The 22974-nt window shown below is 68.6% G+C and carries 17 protein-coding genes; 8 read left to right on the top strand and 9 right to left on the bottom strand.

Going from position 1 to position 22974, the window contains the following annotated elements; all coding sequences use genetic code 11:
* Window positions 1–288: 288 nt before the first annotated feature.
* Window positions 289–459, bottom strand: coding sequence for a hypothetical protein (locus BLU84_RS27340; RefSeq protein WP_170849226.1), 171 nt, complete (start codon window positions 457–459; stop codon window positions 289–291).
* Window positions 460–702: 243 nt separating this feature from the next.
* Window positions 703–1479 (bottom strand): SMI1/KNR4 family protein, encoded by a 777-nt coding sequence (locus BLU84_RS22050; RefSeq protein ID WP_074872218.1) that lies wholly within the window; start codon window positions 1477–1479, stop codon window positions 703–705.
* A gap of 340 nt (window positions 1480–1819) precedes the next feature.
* Here BLU84_RS22050 and ssb point away from each other — a divergent pair, with 340 nt between their 5' ends.
* The 7 genes from ssb (at window position 1820) to glk (ending at window position 12101) form a co-directional block, all read left to right on the top strand.
* Window positions 1820–2386 (top strand): single-stranded DNA-binding protein, encoded by a 567-nt coding sequence (ssb, locus tag BLU84_RS22055; protein ID WP_074872221.1) that lies wholly within the window; start codon window positions 1820–1822, stop codon window positions 2384–2386.
* 281 nt (window positions 2387–2667) lie between these two features.
* Window positions 2668–3900: a S1 family peptidase gene (locus BLU84_RS22060; protein WP_083383013.1), complete on the top strand. Its 1233-nt coding sequence runs from the start codon at window positions 2668–2670 to the stop codon at window positions 3898–3900.
* A gap of 431 nt (window positions 3901–4331) precedes the next feature.
* Complete coding sequence (locus BLU84_RS22065) at window positions 4332–7433, top strand: TonB-dependent receptor (protein WP_074872225.1); 3102 nt, start codon at window positions 4332–4334, stop codon at window positions 7431–7433.
* Between the two features lie 157 nt (window positions 7434–7590).
* Window positions 7591–8328 carry a SapC family protein gene (locus BLU84_RS22070; RefSeq protein WP_074872476.1) on the top strand — a complete coding sequence of 246 codons (738 nt, stop codon included), beginning with the start codon at window positions 7591–7593 and terminating at the stop codon, window positions 8326–8328.
* Entirely contained in the window at window positions 8312–9325 is a 1014-nt protein-coding gene (locus BLU84_RS22075; protein ID WP_074872228.1) for a cupin-like domain-containing protein, read from the top strand. Before BLU84_RS22070 ends, BLU84_RS22075 begins: the two co-directional genes overlap by 17 nt.
* Window positions 9326–9333: 8 nt before the next feature.
* On the top strand, window positions 9334–11118 hold the full coding sequence (locus BLU84_RS22080; RefSeq protein ID WP_083383014.1) for a cellulase family glycosylhydrolase: 1785 nt from the start codon (window positions 9334–9336) through the stop codon (window positions 11116–11118).
* The gene (gene glk / locus BLU84_RS22085; RefSeq protein WP_074872231.1) at window positions 11118–12101 is read left to right on the top strand and encodes a glucokinase; all 984 of its coding nucleotides are present in this window, start codon (window positions 11118–11120) and stop codon (window positions 12099–12101) included. Before BLU84_RS22080 ends, glk begins: the two co-directional genes overlap by 1 nt.
* A 115-nt stretch (window positions 12102–12216) precedes the next feature.
* Here the strand turns inward: glk and BLU84_RS22090 are convergent, their stop codons facing one another.
* The 7 genes from BLU84_RS22090 to BLU84_RS22120 all read right to left on the bottom strand — a co-directional run bounded on the left by BLU84_RS22090 (window position 12217) and on the right by BLU84_RS22120 (window position 19170).
* Window positions 12217–12867, bottom strand: a complete 651-nt coding sequence (locus BLU84_RS22090) for a TonB family protein (protein ID WP_083383015.1) — start codon at window positions 12865–12867, stop codon at window positions 12217–12219.
* Window positions 12868–13165: 298 nt separating this feature from the next.
* Complete coding sequence (locus tag BLU84_RS22095; protein WP_139175192.1) at window positions 13166–13486, bottom strand: hypothetical protein; 321 nt, start codon at window positions 13484–13486, stop codon at window positions 13166–13168.
* Window positions 13487–13770: 284 nt separating this feature from the next.
* Window positions 13771–14880, bottom strand: a complete 1110-nt coding sequence (nagA, locus tag BLU84_RS22100) for an N-acetylglucosamine-6-phosphate deacetylase (protein WP_074872238.1) — start codon at window positions 14878–14880, stop codon at window positions 13771–13773.
* Window positions 14877–15653 carry a DeoR family transcriptional regulator gene (locus tag BLU84_RS22105; protein ID WP_074872481.1) on the bottom strand — a complete coding sequence of 259 codons (777 nt, stop codon included), beginning with the start codon at window positions 15651–15653 and terminating at the stop codon, window positions 14877–14879. Before BLU84_RS22105 ends, nagA begins: the two co-directional genes overlap by 4 nt.
* A gap of 42 nt (window positions 15654–15695) precedes the next feature.
* On the bottom strand, window positions 15696–17006 hold the full coding sequence (locus BLU84_RS22110) for a D-tagatose-bisphosphate aldolase, class II, non-catalytic subunit (protein WP_074872240.1): 1311 nt from the start codon (window positions 17004–17006) through the stop codon (window positions 15696–15698).
* 41 nt (window positions 17007–17047) lie between these two features.
* Window positions 17048–17980, bottom strand: a complete 933-nt coding sequence (locus BLU84_RS22115; RefSeq protein ID WP_074872242.1) for an ROK family protein — start codon at window positions 17978–17980, stop codon at window positions 17048–17050.
* Window positions 17981–17985: 5 nt separating this feature from the next.
* The gene (locus BLU84_RS22120) at window positions 17986–19170 is read right to left on the bottom strand and encodes an SIS domain-containing protein (RefSeq protein ID WP_074872245.1); all 1185 of its coding nucleotides are present in this window, start codon (window positions 19168–19170) and stop codon (window positions 17986–17988) included.
* A 336-nt stretch (window positions 19171–19506) separates the two neighbouring features.
* Here BLU84_RS22120 and BLU84_RS22125 point away from each other — a divergent pair, with 336 nt between their 5' ends.
* Window positions 19507–22875 (top strand): TIM-barrel domain-containing protein, encoded by a 3369-nt coding sequence (locus BLU84_RS22125; protein WP_074872248.1) that lies wholly within the window; start codon window positions 19507–19509, stop codon window positions 22873–22875.
* Window positions 22876–22974: the final 99 nt, after the last annotated feature.

Consider the following 22974-nt stretch of genomic DNA (forward strand, 5'->3'; position numbering starts at 1 on the left):
TTTTCTTTGTCGTAAAGACAAATGTCGCGCAAGCCAGAGCCACCCCTGTAGGAGCGGCGCGAGCCGCGACCGCGCCAATTCAACTGGATCGGCACCTCATTCGGGTGCACTGTCTGGCGAAGTACCTTCAGCTACGCTGCAGAAACACAGAGCCGCGAGAGAAACCGCGCGGATTGTCGTCTGCAGCTAATCTTTGAAGTAGAGGAGGGAATGCCTATGCCGCGCCAGCGTTTCTTCGTACGCCTCAAGACAGCCGCGTAGGGTATCGACGACGATTTCGAGCCGGCCTTACTCGCATTGCTGGGCAACGAGTTCCAGGGCGGCCAACGCAGTATTCGTGCGTCGATACATGCTGTGCAGCGTGTCGCCTTGCAGCAGCAATCCATGGAGCTGCCGGGTGGACCGCTTGACGATGGCGCTGTTCGTAGTCGGATCGAGGCTGTCGGCGGTCGTGTTCATGGTGATTTTGCCGAGAGCGAGGACGGTCTAGTCGGAGCCATGGCTTTCAACCGTCGCACTGGTAATCGGCGCTTACGGGATTGAAGCGGATATCGGTGAGATGAGTCTTCCATTTCTCGTTGGTCTCGAACTCTTTGCCGGTAGTCCGTTTCAATCCAAGCTACAAGCGCAACCCCTCCCGTTTGCACTGGACGCTTCTGTTGTCGCCCGTGCCTGGGTTTTCGAGCGCGCCGGCGCAAGTGGCTATCCGATCAACGCGTCCAGATACTCCGAACAACTGTCGTGCAGTGGTATCGGCGCGCTGCCGACGATGCAGGCGTAAACCGCCGGATCGTCCGCGCCGTCGCACAGGCAGTACAGGAGCTGGTGACCCTGGTAGGTCGCCATCACGAAGGCGTTGGCCGGAAGGTGGAAATCGTGGAAATCCGTGTAGTCCTGCGTTTCCTGCCGGGCTTCTTCGAGCATTTCCAGGGCATCTTGTTTGAGCCCCTTCAGCGATGGGTAAAAGAAATGGCAGTCGCCGCACAAGCGCCCGGCCGCGCGCCCGCATTCGGCCAGGAACGCTGCGTAGGCGCGCGGCAGGGCCACGCCCTGTTGGTGTTCGATCGCGGCGATCTGGCTCGGCGTCAGCCCGCAGATGCTCAGGCCGTCGGCGACGCCGGCGGCGAGCAGCTTTCTGCGATAGCGGTAGTCGTCGCCGGGCGGACAGTTGTCCAGCGTCAGCGGTGTGCGGATCGGGTGGATCACATACAGGCATTGGCCGTGATAGTCGCCGGCGGGTACCGCTACCTGTGCGCCCGGGAAATACAGGTCTGCGGCTTCGACCGCTGCGGCGAAACCGGCGCGCACGCTCGCGGCGCAAGCCGATCCGCGCGTGGGCCACAGCACCACCGCGCGGCCTTTCAGCAACGCGCGGTAGACGGTGTTGCGCAGGCGGTCGGGCGGCAAGGCCTGCTGAAGCAGCAGGGCGCCGGCTTCGATTTCGCGCTCGGCGATCGCGATCGGATCGAGAGGGGGCATGGTGCGTCCGCAGTCTGGGGTGTTCGGGCAGCGCCGATCATGGCGCACCAGCCGGGCCCGGTGGTCGGGGTCGGCCGGGACGGACCTTGTCCTCGCGAGGTTTCGGCAGGCCGATGGTCGCTCGCCCTGAGTTCAACGGGACGAACCCAACGGGCTGGGCCGGGCCCGTCCCGGTGCCGGCCCCGGTCAGGGGAAAGCTTGTCTCACAAGGGTTCCAGGCATTTCCTGGCGCCGCCGCGGGCGGGCGTCCGACCTGCCTTCGGCCCCCGGGCCGATACCGGGGGGAGGGGCTATAATCCACGCTTAGGCCGTCCAAGAACGGCAGTCAGCAAGGAATCCCATGGCACGCGGCATCAATAAAGTCATCCTGGTCGGCAACCTCGGCAACGATCCGGAGACCAAGTACACCCAGGGCGGCATGGCCGTGACCACGATCAGCCTGGCCACCACCAGCGTCCGCAAGGACAAGGACGGCAACAACCAGGAACGCACCGAATGGCACCGGGTCAAGCTGTTCGGCAAGCTCGGCGAGATCGCCGGCGAGTACCTGAAGAAGGGCCGCCAGGTCTATATCGAAGGCTCGATCCGCTACGACAAGTTCACCGGCCAGGACGGCGTCGAGAAGTACTTCACCGACATCATCGCCGACGAGATGCAGATGCTCGGCGGCGGTGAGGGCGGCGGCGGTGGTGGCGGTCGCTCGGAAGGCGGCGGTCGCAGCGAGTACCGTGGCGGTGGCGGTGGCGGTGGCGGTGGTGGCGGTGGTGGCGGTGAGCGCCCGGCCCGCGCTGCGGGTGGCGGCGGCGGTTACGGCGGTGGCCGCGACTCCGGCCAGCGCCGCGAGGCCCCGCCGGCCAAGTCCAACGACTTCGGCGACGACTTCGCGGACGATGATATCCCGTTCTGATCCACGCGTTCGGAACCACGTGTTCCGCACCAGCGCCCTATAAAAAGCCCTCCGCAAGGAGGGCTTTTTTTGTCCACAGACCAGGCTGCGACCGCGCCGCGTTCGAACGAGGCGATCGTGCGGATTCGTGCGCCTCGCGATAAGGCGCACAGGCAGGTGCGTCCGATAACGGATCGAAATGTATTGCGGTCGTCGGCCCGTGACGCCGGTCTGACACCCATGCTTCCTTGCCGGCGACGATGTGGTTTCACAGGAATATCCCACAGCAAGGAGGTTGAAAGATGTCCCACACTTCCGTTCGTGCCTCGATGTTTTCGGTCGCATGCCTGACCGCCCTGGCCGCACCCGTTGCGAATGCAGCCTATGTCGACGCAGGGGCCGATCCGGCGCTCATCGATCCGGCGCTGACGCAGGCCCTGTCGCGCGACCTCGACGTTTCGCCAGACCAGCTGCCGCAATTGCTGCGCGTGCAGCGCCATGCGAGCGCCGAGGAAGCTCTCATCCGGCGCGAACTCGGCAAGGATTTCGCCGGCAGTTGGATCGAGCGCGCGCCAGACGGCGCTTCCCGGCTGATCGTGGCCACGTCGGGACGTCAGCGCGCGAGCGACTTATGTTCGAACCTGTGCGGCAGCGTCGAAGTGCGCCAGGTCCGGCATAGCTGGAGTCGGCTGCAGGCTTCAAAGCAACGTTTGGACGAGATGCTGCGATCGCTTCGGATCGGCATCCACAAGCCGCTGCGCGGCATCCGCACCTGGCACGTCGATCCGATCAGCAACCGAGTCGTCGTCCGCGTCGCCCGCAACGCCGGACCGGACGTGGCCGACTTCATAGCTGCGAGCGGCGCTGACACGGACGCGATACGTTTCGAATACATGGACGGCGCGCCGCAGCCGACCAATTGGATCTTCGGTGGGATTTCATACATCACCGCCTCCGGCGGCGGCTGCACCTCGGGCTTCGCTGCCTACAAGGGCACGGCTCCCGGCGTGGTGACCGCCGGCCACTGCGGAACCGCGCCGGATCGGATCGACGTGGATTGGTCGGGCATCGGCAGGACCTACTTCGGCGTGTTCGAGAACTCCAGGTTCCCCGGCGCGGACCGTGGATGGATCCGCTCGTCGGCCTCGTTCGCCGTTTCGGCGCAGATTTACGACTGGAGCGGCGGCTACATCACCGTCAAAGGCTCCGCCGAAGCGCCGATCGGGGCGACGGTATGCCGCTCCGGGCCGAAGACGGCTTATCGCTGCGGGCAGATCACCGCCAAGCAAGTCACGGTCAACTATCAGCTCGGCGCGCTCTACAACATGAGCGAGGGCAACAACTGCTCCGGCCTGGGCGATTCCGGTGGGCCGTGGATCGATTTGCTCGGGCAGGCGCAGGGAATCCAGTCCGGCAACAGCGGCGTATCCAGCGCCGGCCACAACTGCGACATGCCGGCGTCGCAGCGCAGATCCTGGTTCGATCCGATCAATCCGATCCTGAGCGAGTTCGGCCTGGTTCTGGCCGTGGGCTGATCCACGCCTGGCCGCGCTGCGGGCGGCGCGGCCGCACGCGCGGCCGTTCCGCGTCGCGTCGCGGTTCGCACGCCGATCCTGTTCGGCCGTCGGCGCGCGTTCGCCGATCGCGCGCGCTGTGCATCCCGCGACCGGCGCTGCATGCGCCCGGCAGTAGCCTTCCGGCGACGCCTCGAAACAACGCGAACCGGAAAGAACGCTAATCCGTATACGCCAATCCCGCACCGGTTCCGCGCTGCGATTCACGCGGCCCATGCTGCGCCGCCGCAAGGAATACGGCCGAGAAAACGCTTTCTCCTTGATGCCGGTAGCACTTTTGTCCAGATAATTGACAGCGCTGTCATGCGCGCGTCAAATCGCCCCGCAGCAACCAAGGGGGCGGGACGGGATCGGCCCGCCCGTGCATCGTGGAATCCTGGGGAGGAGTTTCGATGAAGCAAACGCGCGGCGCCGCCAAGCGCACTGTGTTGACGTCCGCATTGCTGTTGGCCCTGGGCCAGCCGGCGTATGCGCAAAGCACCGCACCGGCGGCCGAGGCCGGCGCCGACGCTCAGGCCGACGCTCCGGCGCAGGCGGGACAGCAGAGCCGGCCCGGCGCCGGCGACGATGCCAGGACGCTCGACGCCGTCGTCGTCACCGGCATCAAGGGCAGTCTGACTTCGTCGATGAACCTCAAGCGCGACGCCGAGGGCATCGTCGACGGCATCGTCGCCGAGGACATCGGCAAGTTCCCCGACACCAATCTGGCCGAGGCGCTGCAGCGCATCAGCGGCGTGTCGATCGACCGCAACGCCGGCGAAGGCTCGCGCGTGACCGTGCGCGGCGTCGGCCCCGATTTCAATCTGGTGCTGCTCAACGGCCGGCAGATGCCGACCGCCACCGGCAGCCGCGCGTTCGAGTTCAGCGATCTGGCCGCCGAATCGATTTCCGCGGTCGAGGTGTACAAGAGCAGCCGCGCCAGCACGCCTACCGGCGGCATCGGCGCCACCATCAACATCAAGACCGCGCGTCCGCTGGACAATCCCGGCGTGCACGCCAACGTCGGCGTCAAAGGCATCTGGGATACCTCCGACGACGATCTGCCGCGCGATCTGAAGGGCGATTCGGTCACCCCCGACGCCTCGGGCATCTTCAGCGCGACCTCGGCCGACGGCCGCTTCGGCATCGGCCTGAGCGCGAACTACCTCAAGCGCGAATCCGGCTCGGCTTCGGCGTTCGTGGCCTCCGGCAACGGGTGGCGGCCTTTCATCGACACGCCGCTGGCCAGCGGCGAAGGCGGCGGTTCGGCGCTGCCGCTGCCGGGCCAGCCGGGCTCGGAGCACATCACCAACCGTCCGGGCCCGAACGATGTCTACTCGATGCCGCAGAGCCTGGGCTACAGCGTCAACTCGGTGAAGCGCGAGCGCATCAACGGCCAGCTGACCCTGCAGTGGGCGCCGACCGACAACCTCACCACCACGCTCGACTACACCTATTCGCAGAACAAGATCGAGCAGATGCGCCACGACATGTCGGTGTGGCTCAACTTCACCCCGGGCGTGAGCTCGTGGACGAAGGGCTCGGGCTCCTCGCCGCTGATCTACGACGAGCGCTACAACGGCCTGTCCGACTTCGCCAACGGCGCCGGCAAGAGCGCGGTCAAGCGCGAGAACAAGTCGCTCGGCCTCAACGTCGACTGGAAGCTCAGCGACGATTTCAGCCTGAACTTCGACTACCACCGCTCCACCGCCGATTCCTCGCCCGACAGCCCCTACGGCTCGAACAACACCCTGGCCAGCGCCGGCTTCTTCCGCGCCGGCAACATCATCGACTTCAGCCGCGATTTCCCGGTGCTGACCCTGCTGTTGCCCAACGGCATGAACGCGATCGACCCGGCGCAAATGCTGGTGACCGGCTCGGTGTTCCGCAACGAGCGCGAGCGCGCCGAAATCGAGCAGTTCCAGGCCAGCGGCGAGTACAAGTTCGGCGACTACAACAAGCTGAGCTTCGGCCTAGCTTCCACCGACTACAAGAACCGCTCGGCCTTCACCCACGTCCAGCTCGACACCTGGGGCGGCGCCACCAGCCCGAACGACTACCCCGATTCGGTCTGGCAGCTCGCCCACATGGGCGACTACTTCCGCGGCGTCAGCGGCGCCAACGATCCGCGCTTCACCGACGCGTTCTTCATCTTCGACTTCGACCGCGTGCGCAAGCTCGCCGAAGACGCCTGGGTCGCAAGCGGCAAGGGCGTACGCGACGACTACCGCGCCTCGTTCGACTACACCGGCGCGGCGGTGCCCGGCAGCGCCGCCAACCGCACCGTCGGCGACAGCCGCGTGCGCGAGGAGTCGCGCAGCTTCTACCTGCAGTGGAGCAGCACCTTCGACTGGAAGCTGCCGGTCAACGTCGCCGCCGGCGTGCGCTACGAGCGCACCAAGGTCAAGGCGTCGGCGCTGCAGCCGGCGCCGGTGGGCATCGACTGGGTCGCGGCCAACGAGTTCGTCATCCGCTACTCCGGCTCGCAGTTCCGCGAACTCGACGGCGACTACAAGTACTGGCTGCCCAGCCTCGACGTCTCGGTGGACTTGAACGACAGCATGAAGCTGCGCGCCAGCTACGGCGAATCGATCGGCCGGCCGAACTGGGGCAGCCTCAACCCGGCGCTGAGCGTCGGCGGCCAGGCGCGCTTCGACGGCGGCGGCGGCAGCGCGGGCAATCCCAACCTCAAGCCGCTGGAATCGCGCAACTTCGACCTGTCCTACGAGTGGTACTACGGCGAATCGAGCTATCTGTCGGTCGGCTATTTCCGCAAGAAGATCGACAACTTCATCGCCGACCAAGTGAGCAAGCAGACGCCTTACCCGGATCTGCACACGCCGTCGGGCGGCAATTACTGGAACGCGGCCATCTCCGCCGGCGGCTGCGCCAACACCGACCGTCCGTGCATCCGCAACTACATCCTCAACACCTACAACGGCCAGCCCGGCGTGGTGAAGACCGGTGTGGATTCCAACGGCATGGCCACCGGCACGGTCAGCGGCCTGAGCGGCGATCCGGTGCTGTCGTTCAACATCACCCAGCCGGTCAACAACCGCTCCGATACGCTCGACGGCTGGGAGTTCAACGTCCAGCACGTGTTCGGCCAGTCCGGCTTCGGCCTGTCGGCGAACTACACCATCGTCGACTCGGGCCTGACCTACAAGAACGGCAGCCTGGGCACTCAGTTCGCGATGACCGGCCTGAGCGATTCGGCCAATGTGGTCGCGTTCTACGAAAAGGGCCCGTGGCAGGCGCGCGCGGCGTACAACTGGCGCGACCAGTTCCTGACCAACCTGGGCGACGGCAAGGGCGCCAATCCGATCTATGTCGAGGCCTACGGCCAGCTCGACATGAACGTCAGCTACGCGGTGTCCGACAATCTGGTGTTCACGCTGGAAGGCATCAACGTGACCGACGAGACCATGCGCACGCGCGGCCGCAACAAGCGCCAGCTGTATTCGTTCGACCAGTACGGGCCGCGCTACATGTTCGGGGTGCGCTACAAGTTCTGATCGCGGCGGTCGCGCGGGGCCGCGCCGGCGCATCGCCGGCGGCGGCTGCGCGGAATCGACAGGGCCGCGTCCGGCGATGCGCCGGACGGGACGCTTCCGACCGGCCATCCGGCCGCGCGATATCCTCGCGCGGCCGGTCACGACCCTGGAAATCGCGATGTCGCAAACCGTTCTGCTCAACAACGTCGACCACCACGACCTGCGCGTGATCGTCGCGCGCGGTGCGCGCTACGGCGACGACGAAATGCTGGCGCCGACCTTCTTCGGCGAGTTCCGCGAGTTGCAGGCGCACTATCCCATCGTGTTCCAGCAGACCGCCGACGGCGGCTTCCGCTCGCTGGCGTTGCTGGGGCTGCGGCCACGCGAGAATCTGTTTCTTGAGGGCGATGCGCTCGCCGGCGCCGGCGAGCGCTGGGACGCGCACTACCTGCCGATGGCGATCGAGCGCCTGCCGTTCCTGATCGGCATCGCCGAGGACGAACCGATGGTGCACATCGACCTGGAGCATCCGCGCGTGGTACGCGGCGACGGCCGCGGCGGCGAGCCGCTGTTCCTCGAACACGGCGGCAGCAGCGAGTTCCTGCAGCGCGCCGCCTCGCTGCTGCGCGCATTGCACGATGGTCTGCGCGAGGATGCCGGCTTCATCGCCGCGCTGCGGCGCCTGCATCTGCTCGAACCGTTCGCACTCGATATCCGCCTGGACGAACACACCCAGCACCGCTTGTCCGGGTTCCACACCATCGACGAGCGTGCGCTGCGCGCGCTCGGCGCGGCGGACCTGCACGCGCTGGCGCAAGCCGGTTATCTGGAAGCGATCTACATGGCGCTGGCGTCGCTGTCGCGCCTGCGCGATCTGATCGAACGCTTGAGCCGCCGCCATGCTGCCGGCCGCTGAGCCCATCGAGGAGCTGCACGGCGTCGATGCGGCGGCGCTGCCCGAGCACTTACTGCGTGCGACCCGGCCCTACGTGCTGCGCGGCCTGGTGGCGCACTGGCCGCTGGCCCGCGCCGGGGCCGCGTCGATGCACGAGGCGGCGGCTTATCTCACCGGCTTCGCCAGCGACGCGCCGGCGACGGTCAGTGTCGCGCCGCCGGAAGCCGACGGCCATATCGGTTATCGGCCGGACCTGCTCGGTTTCGGCTTCGCCCAGCAGAAGGCCTCGTTGCCGGCGGTGTTGGACGCGCTGCTGCGCTATGCCGACGATCCGGCGGCGCCGACCCTCTACCTCGGCTCGACCACGATCGACACCTGGCTGCCCGGCCTGCGCGAACACAACGATCTCGGCTTCGGCGCGCTGCAGCCGCTGGCCAGCATCTGGATCGGCAACCGCACCCGCATCCCCGCGCACCAAGACGTGCCCGACAACATCGCCTGCGTGGTCGCCGGCCGCCGCCGCGCGACGCTGTTTCCGCCGGAGCAGTTGCAGAACCTGTACATCGGGCCGCTCGACCGCACGCCGGCCGGGCAGGCGATCAGCCTGGTCGATTTCGACGCGCCGGACCTGCAGCGCTTTCCGCGCTTCGCCGAGGCGATGCGCCACGCCGTCAGCGCGGAACTCGGCCCGGGCGATGCCTTGCTGATCCCGAGCATGTGGTGGCATCGCATGCGGGCGCTGGATGCGTTCAACGTGTTGGTCAATTATTGGTGGCGGCAGTCGCCGCGCTGGATGGACACGCCGATGAACGCGTTGTTGCACGCGATCATGAGCGTGCGCGACCTGCCGCCGGCGCAACGCGAGGTCTGGCGCGAGGCGTTCCGCCATTACGTGTTCGACGCCGATGCGCAGACCGCCGCGCATATTCCCGAGGCCGTACGCGGCGTGCTGGCGCCGATGGACGAGGCGCGTTCGCGCGAACTGCGCGCGCGGCTGTTGCAAGGTCTGAACCGTTGAGGAGCGCCATGCACGACACGAACGAATCCGCGGCTGGCCGGCTCGCGAAAAGCCGGCTGCGCTGCGGCGTACGCGCGGCCGCCGGCTTCGCCGTGCTGGCGGCCGCGCTGGCGCTGGCGCCGCTGCCCGGCCGCGCCGAAGGCTTCCTGCGCGCGCAAGACCAGCGCATCGTCGACGAACAAGGCCGGCCGGTGATCCTGCGCGGCGTCGGCCTCGGTGGCTGGATGCTTCAGGAGGGCTACATGCTCGGCCTCGCCGGCCCCGGCATGCAGCACGCGATCCGCGCGCGCATCGCCGATTTGATCGGCGAGCAGGACACGCAGGCGTTCTATCGCGCGTGGCTCGACAACTACGTAACCAAGGACGATATCGACGCGCTCGCGGCCTGGGGCTTCAATTCGGTGCGCCTGCCGATGCACTACGAGCTCTACACCTTGCCGACGTCGCAGGAGCCGGTGGCGGGGCGGCAGACCTGGCGTGAAGACGGCTTCCGCCGCACCGACGAACTGATCGCGTGGGCCAAGGCCAACGGCATGTACGTGATCCTCGACCTGCACGCGGCGCCGGGCGGGCAGGGCAACGATCTCAACATCTCCGACCGCGACCCCGCGCAACCGTCGCTGTGGGACGACGCGGCCCATCGCGACAAGACCGTGGCGCTGTGGCGGGAACTGGCCCAACGCTACCGCGACGAGCCCGCGGTCGCCGGTTACGACCTCATCAACGAGCCCAACTGGGGCTTCGCCGATGCCGGCGACAAGCACGGCTGCAAGGAAACCGGCAACGCGCCGCTGCGCGAGCTGCTGGTGCGCATCAGCGCGGCGATCCGCGAAGTCGACCGGCGCCACATGCTGATCGTCGAAGGCAACTGCTGGGGCAACAACTACCGCGGCGTGCTCGACGCCGGGCTGTGGGACGACAACCTGGCGCTGAGCTTCCACAAATACTGGAACGACACCGACCGCGACAGCATCGCCGAGCATCTGGCCATGCGCGCACGCTGGAACGTACCGCTGTGGCTGGGCGAGACCGGCGAGAACTCCAACGACTGGTTCGCCCGCACCGTGGCGACGGTGGAAGGCGAGGGCATCGGCTGGGCCAACTGGCCGGTGAAGAAGCTGCGCTACAACAATCCGCTGCAAGTGATCGCCAATCCCGGTTACGAGCAGGTGCTTGCGTACTGGGAAGGCAAAGGGCCGCGGCCGCAGCGCGCGCAGGCGCGCGAGGCGTTGCTGACGCTCGCCGGGCGCGACGTGCGCTTCGAGCACAACCGCCCGCATCCCGACGTCGCCGACGCCTGGCTGCGCTCGCCGCACGACGACCGCAGTCTGCCATTCAAGCCGCACCGCATCGGTCGCGACGGCGGCGAACTGGCAGCGGCGGATTTCGACATGGGCCGCAACGGCGTGGCCTATTTCGACCACAGCGCGGCCAACGAGAGCGGCAAGCCCAACGCCGATTGGAACCCGTCGCAGCTGTACCGCAACGACGGTGTCGACCTGCTGCGCGACGGCGCAGGCGAGCGCGTGCGCGTGGCGATGCAGCCGGGCGAATGGCTGAAGTACACGATCCAGGCCGAGGCCGCGGGCGACTTTGCGTTGAGCTGGCGCGGCAACGGCGCGGGCGCGCTGCGGGTCCGGCTCAACGGCGATGCGCTGGCGCCGTTCGAGGCGAACCAGACGCAGCGGGCGGCGCTACAGCGCGGGCGCAACACGCTGGTGCTCGAAGCGGTGTCGGGCGCGCCGGAGCCGGCGACGCTGCGGTTCGAACCCGCCGCCGCGCAGGTGCGCTGATGCGCGTGCTGGTCAGCGACATCGGCGGCACCAACGCGCGCTTCGCCATCGCCGAACTGGCGCGCGGCGAGCGGCTGCTGCACGAGAGCGTGCGCGAATACGCGGCCGCCGACTTCGCCAGCGCGGCCGAGGCCGCGCGGCATTTCCTCGACGAACTGGGCGAACGCGCCGACGCCGCGGTGTTCGCCGTGGCCGGGCGGGTGCGTTTCGAGGAAGCGCGCATCACCAACCATCCCTGGCAGATCCGCGCGCCGGAGATCGGCTCGGCGCTGGGCACGCCGCGCATCGCGCTGATCAACGATTTCGCCGCGCAGGCGATGGCGATCTCGCGCCTGAGCGCGGACGACGTGGTCGCGGTCGGCGCGGTCGGCTGGTCCGGCTTCGACATGGGCGCGGCGCAGACCTATGCGGTGATCGGCCCGGGCACCGGCCTGGGCGTGGGCGGCCTGCTGGTGCGCAACGGCCGGTGTTTCGCGCTGGAGACCGAAGGCGGCCACGCCGGTTTCGCGCCGTCGCGGCCGCGCGACCTGCAGGTGCTGGAATGCCTGATGCGCCGCTACGGGCGGGTGTCGTGCGAGCGCTTGGTGTCGGGGCCGGGGCTGGCGAATCTTTACGCCGCGGTGTGCGAGCTGGACGGCGTCGTTGCGCAGCCGTGGTCGCCGGCGCAGATCAACGCCCAGGCCGCGGCCGGCGACGCGCGCTGCCGGCATGCGGTGGAACTGTTCTGCGCCGCGTTCGGCTCGATGGCCGGCGACCTGGTGCTGACCCTGGGCGCGTGGGACGGCGTATTCCTCGCCGGCGGCGTGGTGCCGAAACTGCTCGACGCGCTGCAGACCGACAGCTTCCGCGCCGCATTCGAAGCCAAGGGCCGGTTCGCGTCGGCGATGGCCGAAGTGCCGTCGCTGGCGGTGGTGCATGCGTGTTCGGGCCTGCTCGGCGCGGCGGCGCATGCGGCGGAGACTTACGACGTGGCGGCGCTATAGGCCTGCTGCGCAAGCGCAGGTGCGAATGCCGCAAATAGTTTGGTCTCGGCGTTACGGCGATCGTTCCCGCGCGCAGGCAGTCGAAATCGATGCGGCCGGTCTACCCGCAGGTTCGTCAGCGAGCGCAGCTCAGCGCTGTGATCAGTTCAATCGGCCGCTCTCGCGCAGGGAAACGCCAGGCTTCGACGATGCGCCTCCCGCGTTGGTCGCATTTCGGGTCCGAGGATGACTGCTTGAATCTCGCGTTCGCGACGGTGCCGTTCGGCAGGACGGAAAACTGGACCTTGACCTTGCGGCCGTACGAGCGCTCGACGTTGGCGCCGCTGCGATTTATCGGCCTTGGCGCGCTTTCTTTCGAGCCGACAAGATCGGGCAGATTCAACGTTGGTCCCTTGCCCCAGGAAATCCTCCCGGTATGTTTCCCGACGAGGATGGCGTTCTTGTCGGCGACGCCGGCCGGATCGGTCAACGGCACGACGGCCCAGTCGCTGTGTCGGTCCGTCGCGGGCGCTACCGTTCCGCAACCGCCGATGTAGCGCCGGCAGTAGTGTTCGGCAATCGTGCCGGCCTGGGCTCGGGTGATGCCCGAGCGCAGATCGACGGCGCCGACTTCATGCGCCAGGTCCTGTTCCAGCGTGTTGATGTCTTGCGCGTTCGCCGTTGTGCAAAGACCGAGCGATACGGCCATGAAGAGGTTCTTCATCGCCCGCGCGCGCAGATGGCCGTTGCGGGCTTGTTGCGGACGATACGCAGATGAAAAATCCATTTCTCGAGTGCTCGGCAGTCGACTGCGGTGGCGCTGGGCTGGCTGGTTTGCGTGCGGGTTCGCGAGACGTTCAGCTGCGAACTCGCACTACGCAGCCCGCGCGCGTCGGGGCGAGGAAAAGCATGAGCGCATCCCCGCTTTGTTCCTCATCGATCCCCGGTAAGCCTGAAAATCGGGATCTTCCACGACGATAGCGCACCGGCGGCCGCGCGTGTATGCGGAAACGTCGGTGCGGATGCCGCAAAGGGCAGCGCACCGACGTTGCGGCTATCCGCTCAACGCGGACGCCGCGAATGCATCAGCCGCCGATCGGCACGAAGTGGCAGTACTCCACCACGACGGTGTTGCCGCTGGAATACCACGATTGCAGCTGCGAATCGCAGTATTCCTGGGTCGAGGCGACGATGTCGGCGTACTTCCAGGTCAGGCGGCGGCCGTCGGGCGCGGTGTGCGGCGAGAGGTACTTCACCTTGGCCTGCCAGGTGCCGGCGGGCTGCGGCGGTTGCGGCTGGGTGCCGATGCCGCCGGGCGGCGCGGCGACGGCGGCGCCGGCCAGGGCCAGGCCGAGCAAAACAGCGGAGAGATGAGCGGGCAACAAGGTCGTCAATGACTGCTTCATGGATGCTCCTTAGTCCGAGTGGCGATCGAACGGGCAGCGCGGTCGCTGCTCCGGCGGGCGCAGCCGGCGAGGCGCCGGTTTCGCCGCGCATCCAAGGTGAACGCAGTCGGGGCGGGCAGCGGGCAGGAAGGCGCCGGCTTTCGGATGGACGCGCGCGCGCGGCGTACCAGCGGAGCATGGACGGCCGCACGCCGGCGCCGGATGTTGCGCTTGCGATACACGCTCGCGATGGAGCCTGCCCGCGGGGAACGATCTGGCAGCGGCCCGGGCTGGGCGCGGACGGCTCAGCTCAGCTCGACGCGGCGCCCGCCCACATACACCTCGGCCACGCGCAGTTGCGCGTCCAGCACCACCAGGTCGGCGCGCGCGCCTGGTTCGAGCCGGCCGCGATCGCTCAATCCGAGGTAGTCGGCCGGGAAGGTCGACACGCGCTGCGCGGCATCGGCCAGGTCCAGCCCCACTTCGACCAGATTGCGCAGCGCCTGATCCATGGTCAGCGCGCTGCCGGCCAGCGAACCGCTGGCCAGGCGCACGCAGCCCAGGCACTTGTGCACGCGCTGCGAGCCCAGCGCGTATTCGCCGTCGGGCATGCCGGTGGCGGCGGTGGCGTCGGTGACCGCGTACAGGCGCGGGATCGCGCGCAGGGCCAGGCGGATCGCGCCGGGATGCACGTGCTGCAGGTCGGGAATCAGTTCGGCGTACTCGGCGTGGGCCAGCGCGGCCGCGGCGATGCCGGGCTTGTAGTGGTCGACGCCGGTCATGCCGTTGAACAGATGGGTGAAGCCGGACGCGCCGGCGCGCAGCGCGGCCAGGCCTTCTTCGTAAGTGCCGGCGCTGTGGCCGAGCTGCACGCGGATGCCGAGCGCGCACAGCGCCGGGATCAGCTCGGTGTGGCGGCCGATTTCCGGCGCCAGGGTCAGCACCCGGATCGGCGCCAGCGCGTGCAGGCGCTGCACCGATTCCAGCGTGGCCTCGACCGTCAGCGGCGGTTGCGCGCCGAGCCGGTGCGGGCTGATGAAGGGGCCTTCCAGATGCACGCCGAGGATCTGCGCCGCATCCGGATCCGGCGCGGCGATGACTGCCGCCAGGCCGCGCAGCGCTGCGGCGATGTCGTCTTCCGCCGCGGTCATGGTGGTGCCGAGCAAGGCGGTGGTGCCGTAGCGGACGTGGGCGCGGGTGATGGTGCGCGCGACATCAAAGCCCTGCATCAGGTCGACGCCGGCGGCGCCGTGCACGTGCAGGTCGATGAAGCCGGGCAGGACGATGCGCTCGTCGGCACCGCCGCCCGCGCCGTCGTCTTCGATGGATTCGATTCGCGCGCCGAAGCCGATGCGGCCGCGGCGCCAGCCGGCAGGGGTGAGGATGCGGCCTTGCAGGGCGCTGGATTCGGTCACGGCAACGGCTCGGCGATGATGACTTCGATGCCCAGCCGCAGCAGCCCCTCGCGGTAGCGCTCGTCGATGCCGGGGTCGGTGATGATGGCGTGGATCTGGTCGAGCCGGGCGATGCGGTGCAGGCTGACCCGGCCGAACTTGGACGCGTCGGTCAGCACCACGATCCGGCGCGCGCGCTCGACCATGCGGTGGTTGAGGCGGGCTTCGGCTTCGTCGTGGGTGGTCAGGCCGAACTGCAGGTCCAGGCCGTCCACGCCGAGGAACAAGGTGTCGAAGCTGTAGGCGTTGAGGCTGGCCTCGGCCTGGCTGCCCTGCAGCGACAGCGACTGCTTGCGCAGCAGGCCGCCGCTGAGCAGCACTTCCACGCCGGGCGCATTGGCCAGTTCCCAGGCGATGTTGAGGCCGTTGGTCATCACCGTGACGTCGCGGTGGCCGCGCAGGTGGCGGGCCAGGGTCATGGTGGTGGAGCCCGAGTCGATGATGATGTTCTCGCCGGCCTGCACCAGTTGCGCGGCGCGCGCGCCGATGCGCTCCTTCAGCGGCAGGTTCAGCGCATCCTTCTCATGGATGTCCTGCTCCTGCGGCGGCGTGCGCACCAGGGTGGCGCCGCCGTGGGTGCGGGTGGCCAGGCCCTGCGATTCGATGTGGCTGAGGTCGGCGCGGATGGTCACCGCCGACACCTCGAAGCGTTCGACCAGCTCGGCCACCTGCACCGAGCCCTGTTCGATCAGGCACTGCAGGATCTGCTGCCGGCGGGATCGGGTATTGCGCATGGCCATCGGCGGGTCCGCGGTGAAAGCCCAAGATTATCCGTATTAGCCGTTCGCTGCCGCTGGGCGCGCGCCGGCGGCGTTGGCCGCGCAGGCGCGCGCGTACTCGTCCAGGCACAGGCCGATGCGGTGGCGCACCAAGGCTTCCGGCGTATTGGCCAGGGCGCCGGCGCGCACCGCGCGGTATTGCTCGGGCAGGTATTGGCTGAGCAGGAACAGCGGCGCCGGGTGCGCGCGCAGGTTGTCGAACAGGCGCTGCACCGCGGCGACCAGCGCCGGCTCGCCCCAGTAATAGCGGCAGCGGTCGCTGAGCGCGTAGGCGCGCAACAGGCGCAGCTCGTTGTCGTCGCCGTGGTAGTGCTGCTGCCAATGCTTGGGTTGCTCGAGCATGCAGCGCTCCAGCACCTGCGGCAGGTCCGAGCGTTGCGTAGGCGGCAGCAGTTCGGCTTCGATCGCGGCCAGCGCGAACAACGCTTCGCGATAGGCGAAGGTCGCCGCCGGGCCGACCTTGAGGATGGCGAAGTGATCGCGCACCAGCGCGTGCAGTCCGTCTTCGCGCTGGTAATCGGTGGAGTGCGCTTCGAACACGATGCGCGGCTGGCGTTCGAGGAAATCGGCCAGGGCGCGCGCTGCGGCCGGGTCGTAGTCGTGCACGCTGCTGTGGTCGAAGTCCACGCCCGGCTGCACCACCATCGCGATCACCCGTTCCCAGGCCGCGGCCAGATCCGGCGCGGCGAAGGCTTCGCGGTGGATCGCCAGGGTCTGCTCGGCCGCCTGCGGCGTGGTCACCTGCAGGCCGCCGGCCAGCGAGGCTTCGCCGCCGGGCACCGGCACTTCAGTGCCGATCACATACACCGGCGCCGGCAAGCCATGCGCGGCGGCGGTGCGTTCGGCGATGCGCGCCAGATCGGCCGAGCGCGCGGCGACGGTCGCGTCGGGCAGCGGAGTCGGATCGTCGGCGCAGGACATGCTGCAGTCGAGATGGATCTTGTGGAAACCGGCGGCGACATAGGCCTCGATCAACACCCGCGCATGCGCCATCGCTTCTTCGGCCGGACGCTTCTGCCACGCGTTGGGGCCGAGGTGATCGCCGCCGAGCACCAGGCGTTCGCTCGGGAAACCTTCTTCGCGCGCCAGGCGCAGCACGTAGTCGCGGTATTGCGGCGGGGTCATGCCGGTGTAGCCGCCGAATTGATCGACCTGGTTGGAGGTCGCCTCGATCAGCAGCAAGGTGTCGTGGCGGCGCGCCACGTCCATCGCCGCGCGCAGCACCAGCTCGTTGCTGCAGCACACGCTGTACAGGCCGACGCTGCGGCCTTGGCGGTGGGAAGCGATCAGCGATTGCACGGGCGACATGGGCGGAACTCCAGCGAAGACGGATTAAAAAACAGGTGGATTCAAGACAGCGCCAGCAGGGCGGCGCCGCGCGCGCCGCCGGCATCGCCGAAACGCGGCGGCACGATCGGCGGCACCTGCACGCCGGCGAACAGATGCGTGGAGATCGCGTTGGGTAACGCGTCGTACAACGGCGCGTGTTGCGACAAGCCGCCGCCGAGCACGATCACATGCGGGTCCAGCGCGAGAATCAGCGCGGCCAGACTGTGGCCGAGCAGATCCAGATGGATCGCCCGCACCTGCTGCGCGCGCGCATCGCCCGCGTCGGCCTGCGCGAGCACCGCGCCGGCCTCGACCGCGTCGCCGCCGAAATGGCGGTACAGCGCGACCAGCCCGCTGCCGGACACGTAACGCTCGACGCAGCCGCGCAGGCCGCAGGCGCAATCCAGCACCGGCAGGCCGTGGCGTTGCAGCAGATGCGCCGGCACGCTCCAGTGGCCCCATTCGCCGGCGATGCCGTTGAAGCCGGCGATCAGGCGGCCGCCCAGGCAATAGCCGCCGCCCGCACCGGTGCCGAGGATCGCGCCGAACATGCTCGGATAGCCGTGCGCGGCGCCGCCGTGCGCTTCCGACAGGGCGAAGCATTGCAGGTCGTTGCCGAAGAACAGCGGCCGGCGCAGCCGCGCTTGCAGGTCTGCGGCCACGCTGCGGCCCGTCAACGCGGGCACGTTGGCGCTGAGCTGGCGGCCGCTGCGGCGGTCGCGCACGCCGGGCAGAGCGATGCCGACCGCGGCGCCGGCCTGGGCGAGCTGCGCATCGGCGTCGGCGAGCACAGCCTCCAGCGCGGCGAGGAAACCGTCGTAGTCGCCCTGCGGCGTGGCGATGCGGCGGCGGTGCAGCACCTCCAGCGTCGTCGCATCGCAGGCGACCAGTTCGATCTTGGTGCCGCCGATGTCGATGCCGTAACCGACGGCGGCGCGCGCAGGTTCAGCCATAATGATCAGCCCTGATGGATGGTGACGCCCTTGACCACGCGGTTGACGGTGCCGTCGGGGAACGGATTGTCCGGAGTCAGCCCGAGCGCGGCGGAGCGCTGCAACGCATAGATCTGCGCGAAGGTCAGCCACACCGGCGCCAGCCAGCTGTCGTTGAGCATGCCGTCGTTGCGCGCACTGTCGCCCAGCGGCGGTACGCGCAGCGTGTGTTCGTCGTCGCTGCCGATGTCCGAATGCGGGCCGATCGCCAGCACCTGCCCGGCCACGCCGTCGCGGCGCAGTTCGTCGAGCAGGTCTTGTTCGTAGCGGCGCGCCAGCGCGTGAGCGCTGCGGATCACCACCACCAGGGTGTCGCCGTCGAGGGTCGACTTGGGGCCGTGGCGGAAACCGAGCGGCGTGTTGGCCAGCGCCAGCACTTGTCCGGCGGTGAGTTCGAGCACCTTCAGCGCGGCCTCGCGCGCCAGCGCTTCCAGCGGGCCGCTGGCCAGATAGATCACCCGGTCGAACGGGCGCTGCGCCAGCGCGCCGGCGGCCGCGTCCCATTGCGCCAGGCCCTCGCGCGCGAGCGCGGCGACTTGGCGCAGCGGCTCCAGGCGCTGCGGCCACGGCGCGGCGTCGAACACGCACAGCGCCGCCAGCAGCATGCAGCTCAGGCTGCTGGTCATGGCGAAAGCGCGGTCGCAGCTCGCCGCCGGCATCAGCAGGGTGCAGGTGTCCTCGCGCCCTTTGCCGCGGCGGGCGAGCTCGCCTTCGGGATTGCAGGTGATGTCGAGGAAGCGCGCGTCGTCGACCTGCGCGCGCAGCAGTTCGACCGCGGCCACGCTCTCCGGGCTGGAGCCGCTGCGCGCGAACGACACCAGCAGGGTCGGGCGGTCGCGCTGCAGGTACAGCGCCGGATGGGTCAGCAGGCTGGTGGTGTGCACGGCGCGCACGTCGGCCGGCCATTGCGCGTTGATGCGGTCGGCGACCATGTCGGCGATGAAGCCCGAGCTGCCGGCGCCGGTGAACAGCACGCGCTGGTTCGGGTCGTTGAGGCGGTCGCCGAGAAAGGCCTGCACGCGTTCGCGCGCCTGCGAAAGGTCGTGCGCCAGGTGTTCCCACAACGCCGGCTGCTGGGCGATCTCGGCGGCGGTGTCGGCTCCGCCCAGGCGCTGCCAGGCGGACGAATCGGAAAGCGGAGTGGCGTCCATGAAAGATTCCTGTTGAGCGACGGCACGATCTTAGTTTTCTTTCGGAAAGTCAATTATCGAAAGTAAAACAAAAGAAATTGACCGAATGGGCTTCGGGTGCGGGCACGCCGCGATAAAGCGAAAGGTGCAGCGAAGACGGCTTTCGTTACGCGCTTAACGGGGATTTTGGCGTGGTTTAGAAAGTATTGCATTGCACAAACTTTCGTTTCATCGAAGAAATTCTTCCTTTTTCCTTTCAATTTATTGACAGGTTTCGAAACCCTGGCCTAGAGTCGGCCGCACTCGTTGTTCGTTGTTCGGTTTTCGAAAGCCCGCCGCGCGGGCCTTGGGGGCAAGGTGGAATTCCGTGTGCGTCGTCCGCGACTGTCGATCGCGATCCTCTCGGGGGCGATCTTCGCCGCGCTGTGCGCGTCGTCGCTGCCGGCCGCAGCCGAGCCGGTCGGCAACCTGCGGGCGGTGCGTGCCGGCGCCGGCGCGACGCCGAGCTGGGAGCTGAGCACCGACACCGGCAGCGCGCTGCGCATCGAGGTGTTGGCCGACGATATCGTGCGGGTGCAGGCCGGCCGCGGCGGCAAGCTCAGCGGCGCCGGCGACAAGGCCGCGCCGATCGTGCTGCCGCAGGCGGCGGGCAAGGTCGAGGCGGTATTGGAAGAGGACGCCGCCGAGGTGCGCGTGCGCACCGCCGCGCTGGTGCTGCACGTGCAACGCCAGCCGTTGAAGCTGCGTCTGGAACGCATCGACGGCGAACGCCGTACCCATCTGTGGCAGGAACTGCAGCCGCTCGACCTGGACCAGGCGCAGAGCGTGCAGGTGCTGTCCTCGCAAGCCGACGAAGCCTTCTACGGCGGCGGCCAGCAGAACGGCCGCTACCAATTCAAAGGCCGCGAACTCGAAGTCTCGTACTCCGGCGGCTGGGAAGAGGGCGACCGCCCGAGCCCGGCGCCGATGCTGCTGAGCTCGCGCGGCTGGGGCATGTTGCGCAACACCTGGAGCGACGGCAGCTACGACCTGCGCCAGAACGACCAGGCCACCTTGCTGCACCGCGAGGACCGCTTCGACGCGTATTACTTCGTCGGCGAGCTGCCGCGCCTGCTCGAACGCTACACCCGCCTGACCGGCCGCCCGGTGCTGCTGCCGCGCTGGGCGCTGTCGTACGGCGACGCCGATTGCTACAACGACGGCGACAACGTCAAAAAGCCCGGCACCGTGCCCGAGGGCTGGCACGACGGCCCGACCGGCACCACGCCCGACGTGGTCGAGAGCGTGGCGCGGCAATACCGCGAACACGACATGCCCGGCGGCTGGATCCTGCCCAACGACGGCTACGGCTGCGGCTACAAGCAATTGCCTGAAACGGTGAAGGGGCTGGCCAAGTACGGCTTCCGCACCGGCCTGTGGACCGAGAACGGCGTCGACAAGATCGCCTGGGAAGTCGGCACCGCCGGCAGCCGGGTGCAGAAGCTCGACGTGGCCTGGACCGGCAAGGGCTATCAGTTCGCGATGGACGCGAATCAATCCGCGTTCAACGGCATCCTCAACAACTCCGACTCGCGTCCGTTCCTGTGGACGGTGATGGGCTGGGCCGGCATCCAGCGTTATGCGGTGGCCTGGACCGGCGACCAGAGCGCGAGCTGGGACTACATCCGCTGGCACGTGCCGACCTTGGTCGGCTCGGGCCTGTCGGGCATGGCCTACGCCACCGGCGACGTCGATGCGATCTTCGGCGGCAGCGCCGAGACCTACACCCGCGACCTGCAGTGGAAGGCGTTCACGCCGGTGCTGATGGGCATGTCGGGCTGGTCGTCGAACGCGCGCAAGCATCCGTGGTGGTTCGACGAGCCTTACCGCAGCATCAACCGCGATTATCTGAAGCTGAAGATGCGGCTGACGCCGTACATGTACGGCCTGGTGCACGAGGCCGCGCAGACCGGCGCGCCGCCGGTGCGCGGGCTGATGTGGGATTACCCGGACGACCCGCACGCGCGCGACGAAGCCTACAAATATCAGTTCCTGCTCGGCCGCGACCTGCTGGTGGCGCCGGTGTACCGCAGCCAGGCCGCCAGCCGCGGCTGGCGCCGCGGCATCCATCTGCCGGCCGGGCGCTGGATCGATTACTGGGACGGCCGCAGCGTGCAGGCCGGCGCGGCCGGGCGCGAGCTCGACCGCCCGGTCGAACTGGCGACGCTGCCGGTGTTCGTGCGCGCCGGCGCGATCGTGCCGATGCATCCGGCGATGCTCTACGACGGCGAGAAGCCGCTCGACGAGATCAGCTTCGATCTGTATCCGCAGGGCGAATCGCAATACAGCTTGTACGAGGACGACGGCAACACCCGTCGCTTTGAGCAGGGCGAGTCGAGCACCCAGCAACTGCGCATGAGCGCGCCGGCGACGGGCAGCGGCCCGACGACGGTGTCGATCGGCGCGGTGCAGGGCCAGTACCAAGGCCAGCTGCCGCAGCGCCGCTACACGCTGCGCGTGCTGAGCCGGCAGGCGCCGCGCGCGGTGTCGCTGGACGGCCGCGCGCTGCCGAAGCTGGCCGACGCCGCTGCGTTGCAGGCCGCGACGGAAGGCTGGTACTTCGATCCGGCCGAACGCAAGGGCACGCTGCACGTGCGCACCGCGGCCGCCGACATCCGCAAGCCGCTGCAGTTCGCGCTCGATATCCCGGTCGCCGCGGCCGCCGCCGACGATGCTTATCCGGCTGCGCCGGCGCTGGGCCGCGCATTGCCGGCCGACAGCCTGCTGGTAGTCAACCGTCCCGCCGAAGAGCCCGGGCATGCGTTGGAAAACGCGTTCGACGACGATCCCAACACCTGGTTCCGCAGCGTGCGCAACCAAGCCGTGCGCACCGGCGCCCACGAGTGGACGGTCGGCTTCGGCGAACGCAAGCTGATCGACGGCATCGAACTGGCGCCGCGCAACGACAAGAATTGGAAACACGGCCAGGTCCGCGATTACGAGGTCTACCTGGGCGACAGCAACGGCGAGTGGGGCGAACCGGTCGCGCGCGGCCGCCTGCAGCTCAAGCAGGAGATGCAGCGCATCGACTTCCCGGCGCACGCCGGCCGGCTGCTGCGCTTCCGCGTGCTGAGCGTGCAGAACCCCGATGGCGACGGCGCCTCGGCGAGCGATCCGATGGTGACCGCGGCCCAGGCCGGCGCGGCGCGCGCGGTCGATGCGCTGCAGCCGCGCGATGTCGGCCCGATCGCGCTGTCGAGTTTCCACATCCTCGAACACCAGCAAGCCGAGCGGCCGGCGCAGCAGCGCTATCTCTCCGAGCTGCCGTTGCCTGCCGCCGCGGCCGCGCAAGTGCGCGCCGACCGCGCGTTCCGCGGCGACCAGCCGCTGCGCATGAACGGCCTGCTGTTCCGCCGCGGCCTCGGCGTCGGCGCCAACAGCCGCATCGATCTGCGCCTGCAAGGGCTGTGGCGTCTGCTGCGCGCGGACCTGGGCATCGACGATGCCTGCCGCGCCGCTGGCGGCCTGCAGTTCCAGGTCTGGGGCGACGGCCGTTTGCTCTACGACAGCGGACTGGTCAAGGCGCCCGGCGTGGTCAAGCCGGAACTCGACATCCGCGGCCTGTCGTCGCTGAGCCTGCGCACGCTCGGCGCGCAGGGCAGCCAACCCGCCCAGGTCTGCGCCAACTGGGCCAATGCCGCGCTGATCGGCCAGGAGGGCGATACCGCCAGCATCCTCGCGCCATGACGCTCCCCGCCACGTAACGACGCTCCTCCCCCGCCCACTTCCGACTGCGGCCGACCGGCCGCGGCCCGGGATCGCTGTTGCCCTTCGTCCGCCATCCGC

The organism is Lysobacter enzymogenes (genome assembly GCF_900106525.1).
Taxonomy (GTDB): domain Bacteria; phylum Pseudomonadota; class Gammaproteobacteria; order Xanthomonadales; family Xanthomonadaceae; genus Lysobacter; species Lysobacter enzymogenes.